Origin of the sequence: Kitasatospora sp. NPDC057198 (genome assembly GCF_042670125.1) — a bacterium.
Classification (GTDB): domain Bacteria; phylum Actinomycetota; class Actinomycetes; order Streptomycetales; family Streptomycetaceae; genus Kitasatospora.
The window spans coordinates 1-4415 of the sequence record NZ_JBHUWH010000579.1 but is presented as its reverse complement, the minus strand read 5'-3'; the positions used below and the strand labels follow the sequence as shown (position 1 = coordinate 4415).

The window sequence follows — 4415 nt, the reverse complement described above, 5'->3', positions numbered from 1 at the left end:
TCCGAGCGGGGGCGGGGGCGGGGCTGTGCCGGGGGGGGCACCCACCCCGCCCGAAAAAGCCGGCCGCGGGTCCGCACAGCGCTCCCCCCGCACCGCGGTGGGGACCGGCGCCGCCTGTTCTCCCCCTCCGTTCTCCCTGAAGCCCGGCTCCCCGAAGCCCGACTCGCCGGGCCCGACTCCCCCGGGCCCGGCTCAGTGCGGCCGGGCAGCCCGGATGGTGCGCCCGGTGACGGTGGTCGGGGTCAGCCTGACCCAGCGGCCGCGCGCGGGCGGTGCGGGCAGTTCGGCGAGCAGGGCCGGTTCGGTGACGTACTCCAGCGGGCCGACCATGAGCACGCTCCAGCCCTCGCGCAGGTCCCGGTCGGCGCGGTCCACCTCGAACGCGGCGTCGCCGCCCGGCCCGGGGGCCAGGGCGCCGTCCTCGGCGGTGCGGTACAGGACCGTGTGCTCGTGCACCAGGTAGCCGACGGGGCGCACCACGGGGCCCTCGGGGCCGGTGCGGGCGATCCGGCCGAGGCCGTTGGAGCCGAGGCGCCGCCAGCACTCGGCGACGCCGAGTTCGCCCAGGACGGGCGGCCCGACCAGGGCGGGGCCGTCGGCGCGGGCGGCCGCGGCCCGTTCGGCGGGGCGGCCGGAGACCAGTTCCTCGTACTCCAGGCCGAGGACGGCGGACAGCCGCAGCAGGGCGGGCGGGTCGAAGCCGGGGCCGAGCTCCAGGACACGGCGCAGGTAGGGGGTCGACATGCCCGCCCTGGCCGCCGCCTGCGCCTCGCTGAGCCCCAGGTCGGCGAGGCGGTCGGCGAAGCGGCGGGCGAGCGCGGCCGCGGGAGCAGGGGCGGGGGCGGGGGCGGGAGCAGGGGCGGGGGCGTGTTCGGTGGTCACTTCGGTCACCTCCCGGTCGTCACTCCGGCCGGTACGGGGGCTTTCCTCCCGTTCCGTCCGGCTGGTACCTCCATGGTGCGCGACCGAGGACCCGCTCCGGCAGGGGCCTTGGACCCGAACCGAACGGGACAATTCCGCTACGGCGGTCCGGGTCGGGACCAACGGCCCTGGTCCGCCGGGCCCGCCGTCCCTGGCGGGAGTACGCGGGCGGGAGCAGAGTGGGCCACGGACCCGATGGCGGGCGATGGGGGCCCGCGGGGATTCGTACAGGGAAGGCACTGCCATGACTCGTCCCGTTCTCGCCGCTGTAGACGCGTCCGTCCGCAGTCGGGCCGCCGCGCACTGGGCCGCCCAGGAGGCGGGCCGGCGGGGAGCCCCGCTGCGGCTCCTGCACGCCTGGCCCTACCTGGGGCGCAAGGCCAACGACCTGGTGAAGGCCGACGACCTGGAGAGCGGCGCCCGGGGCATGCTCGGCGACGTCGCCGAGGAGCTGGCGGCCGCCTACCCGGGCCTCGACGTGACCGGCGAGCTGGTGCCGGACGCCGCGATCGACGGGCTGACCGGGGCCGCCGAGCAGGGCGACCTGCTGGTGATCGGCACCCGCGGCCTGGGCGGCTTCCGCGGGCTGCTGGTCGGCTCGGTCAGCCTCGGCGTGGCGGGCCGTTCGGCGACGCCGGTGGTGCTGGTCCGCGAGGGCCGCCCCGACCCGGTCTCGCACGAGCCCGAGGTGGCGGTCGGCCTGGACGCCCTGGAGCCGGACGGCGCCGTCCTGGAGTTCGCCTTCGAGGCGGCCCGGCTGCGCGGCGCCCGGGTGCGGGTGGTGCACGGCTGGGAGCTGCCGCCCGCCTACGGGTACGCCGGGTGGATCCCGGTGGAGACCGAGCAGCAGGAGCTGGGCGCGCTGGCGGCCGGGATGGTCGCCGAGGCGGTCGCCCCGTGGCGGGAGAAGTACCCGCGCACCCTGGTGCTGGAGGACGTCCGCACCGGGGGCGGCGCGGCCGCGCTGGTCGAGGCGTCCGAGCAGGCCGACCTGGTGGTGGTCGGCCGCCGCCGGCGCACCCTGGGCCTGGGCAGCAAGCTCGGCTCGGTCGCCCACGCGGTGATCCACCACGCGCACTCCCCCGTCGCGGTCGTCCCGCACGACTGAGCCCGGCCCGCGGGCTCCGGCCGCCGGGCGGCCGCTCAGCGGTCGAAGCGGAAGGCGAGCAGGGTGGCGTCGTCCTCCGACAGCGGGCCGGACATCTCGCGGACCACCCCGTCCACGAGTTCCTGGAGGTCCGGCCCGCTCGCGCAGTCTGCCACGGCGTGCGTGCGGACGGCCTCGCACAGGGCCTCCAGGCGGACGTCGATGTCCTGGTCGCGGCGCTCGATCAGGCCGTCGGTGTACAGCAGGACGGTGTCGCCGGGGCGGACGTACGTCTCCACCGCCCGGTAGGCCGCGTCGGGCAGCACGCCCAGCGGCGGGCCGACCTCCGGCTCCATCGGGGCGACCCGGCCCGCGCGCAGCAGGACCGGCGGCGGGTGGCCGGCGCAGATCCAGCGCAGCAGGTGCCGGTCCGGGTAGTAGCGGGAGACGACCGCGGTGGCGGTGGCCTCGTCGCCCTCGTCCCAGGCGATCCGGTTGAGCCAGCCGCCGAGCGACTCCACCAGCGCGCCGGTGAACGCCAGGCCGGCCAGCGCGTGCCGCAGCATCGACATCAGGGCGACCGCGTCCAGGCCGTGCCCGCGCGCGTCGCCGACCGCCAGCAGCACCTGCCCGTCCGGGAGTTGGCGGACCTTGAACCAGTCGCCGCCGACCCCGCCCTCGGCCGGGCGGTAGGCCACGGCGGTGCTGACGCCGAGCTCGGTGAGGACCGCGAAGTGCGGCTGCAGGGCGTCCTGGAGCCGCTGCACGACGTAGTGCTCGGCGTCGGCGCGGCGGGCCTGCCGCTCGGTCTCCTCCTCCTGCTCGCGCAGCCGCCGCCGGCTCTCCGACAGCTCGGTGACGTCCTGGAGCACCGCCCGCAGGCCCTCGACCGGGCCGCCCTCCTCGCGCAGCGCCTCGGCGACCAGCCGGACCCGGCGCGGCCGGCCGACCCCGTACAGCTCGGTCAGCACGTCGATGTCCTCTCCGGTGGACAGCAGCCGTTCGAGGTCCCGGTACAGGGCGGGGCGGGCGGTCTCGGTGACCCGGCGCAGCGCCCGGCCGGCCGGGACGGTGTCGGTCTCGGGGGCGAGGCCGAGCAGCACCGCGAGGCCGGGCGAGATGTCGAGCCGGCCGTCGGGCAGGCTCCACTCGGCCCAGCCGACCCGGGCGATGCGCTGCGCGGCGCGGGCGACCTCCTCGGTGCGGCCGTCGGGCCACACCAGCAGCAGCCGCCGCCCCAGCCGGTGCGCGGTGACCCGCTCGTGCCGGGTGCGGGTGGAGCCGTCGGACATCGTGTGCTGCCAGCTCACCGGCACCGCGCGGGCCGCGTACCCGGTGCGCAGCACCTCGCCGACGGTGTCCGCGAACGCCGCCGTCCACAGGCCCGGGTACGCCTCGCGCAGCGAGATGCCGCGCCCCTCGGGGGTGTCGCGGTGCACCTGGCCGGGGTGGTACGGGTTGCGGACGGCGGCCTCGTTGACGATCACCGCGGCCAGGTCGCGGACGGCGCCGGCGTCGTCGAGCACCGGTTCGGCCAGCACGGCGGCCTGCGGGACGGCGTCCAGCAGGTGGTGCAGGTCGAGGTCCGGCGGGCGGGCCAGGCCCGGGTCGAGCTGGGCCTCCGGGACGAGCGGCGGCGGCACGGCCGGTTCGGCGGGCCGGGCCCGGCGGTGCTCGGCCCGCAGCCGCTCGACGGTGCGGCGCAGGGCCGCACCCCGATCGGCCTGCTCCGGTCGCCCGTACACGCCCGTCCCTCTCCCTCCGCTCGGCGCCGTCCGTCCGGCACCGCCCGCTCGGCGTTCTCCGCCACTTTTCCGGCCGCCGGGCCCGGCGGCGACCGCGGCGGACCGGACGGGTGAGCCCCTGCGCCGCTCGGGCTGACACGCTGTCACCTCCGCCGCCGGCCCCCGCCCGGCCCGGGAACCCGCTGATCAGACGGGCCGTTACGGACACTGGACGATCATCGGTCGAAGTGGAGGAGCAGCAATGTCGACGGCCTTGGCCAAGGGCGGGAACGTCCCGGTGATCCGGGACGGCAAGGGCCCGGCGACGGTGGTGGTGGGCCTCGGCTGGCAGGCCGCGGACGCGTACGACCTGGACGCGAACGCGCTGCTGTGCGACGAGGACGGGAAGGCGCTGTCCGACGGGCACTTCGTCTTCTTCAACAACCTCACCAGCCCCGACGGCGCGGTCACCCACCTCGGCGCGCCCGGCGACGGCACCGACCGCGAGCAGCTCGCCGTCGACCTGCTCGACGTCGAGGAGGCGGTGCGGCGGATCGTCTTCACGGTGGCCGTCTACCAGGCCGACGAGCGCCGCCAGTCCTTCGGCTCGGTCACCGGGGCGTACGTCCGGCTCACCGACCCGGCGGGCGCCGAACTGGCCCGCTACGAGCTGGGCCCGGAGC

At 77.3% G+C, this 4415-nt stretch carries 4 protein-coding genes; 2 read left to right on the top strand and 2 right to left on the bottom strand.

What is annotated here, in order from left to right:
* Positions 1-192 precede the first annotated feature (192 nt).
* Positions 193-882, bottom strand: a complete 690-nt coding sequence (locus tag ACFUEL_RS35825; protein WP_380241787.1) for a pyridoxamine 5'-phosphate oxidase family protein — start codon at positions 880-882, stop codon at positions 193-195.
* 283 nt (positions 883-1165) lie between these two features.
* On the opposite strand from ACFUEL_RS35825, the gene ACFUEL_RS35820 reads away from it, so the two are divergent.
* Entirely contained in the window at positions 1166-2029 is an 864-nt protein-coding gene (locus tag ACFUEL_RS35820; protein WP_380241785.1) for a universal stress protein, read from the top strand.
* Positions 2030-2064: 35 nt separating this feature from the next.
* On the opposite strand, the gene ACFUEL_RS35815 is transcribed toward ACFUEL_RS35820, so the two are convergent.
* Positions 2065-3753: a PP2C family protein-serine/threonine phosphatase gene (locus ACFUEL_RS35815; protein WP_380241783.1), complete on the bottom strand. Its 1689-nt coding sequence runs from the start codon at positions 3751-3753 to the stop codon at positions 2065-2067.
* A 241-nt stretch (positions 3754-3994) separates the two neighbouring features.
* Between ACFUEL_RS35815 and ACFUEL_RS35810 the strand changes: the two genes are divergently transcribed.
* Positions 3995-4415: TerD family protein (locus ACFUEL_RS35810; RefSeq protein ID WP_380241782.1), on the top strand; the 421-nt coding region annotated here is incomplete at its 3' end.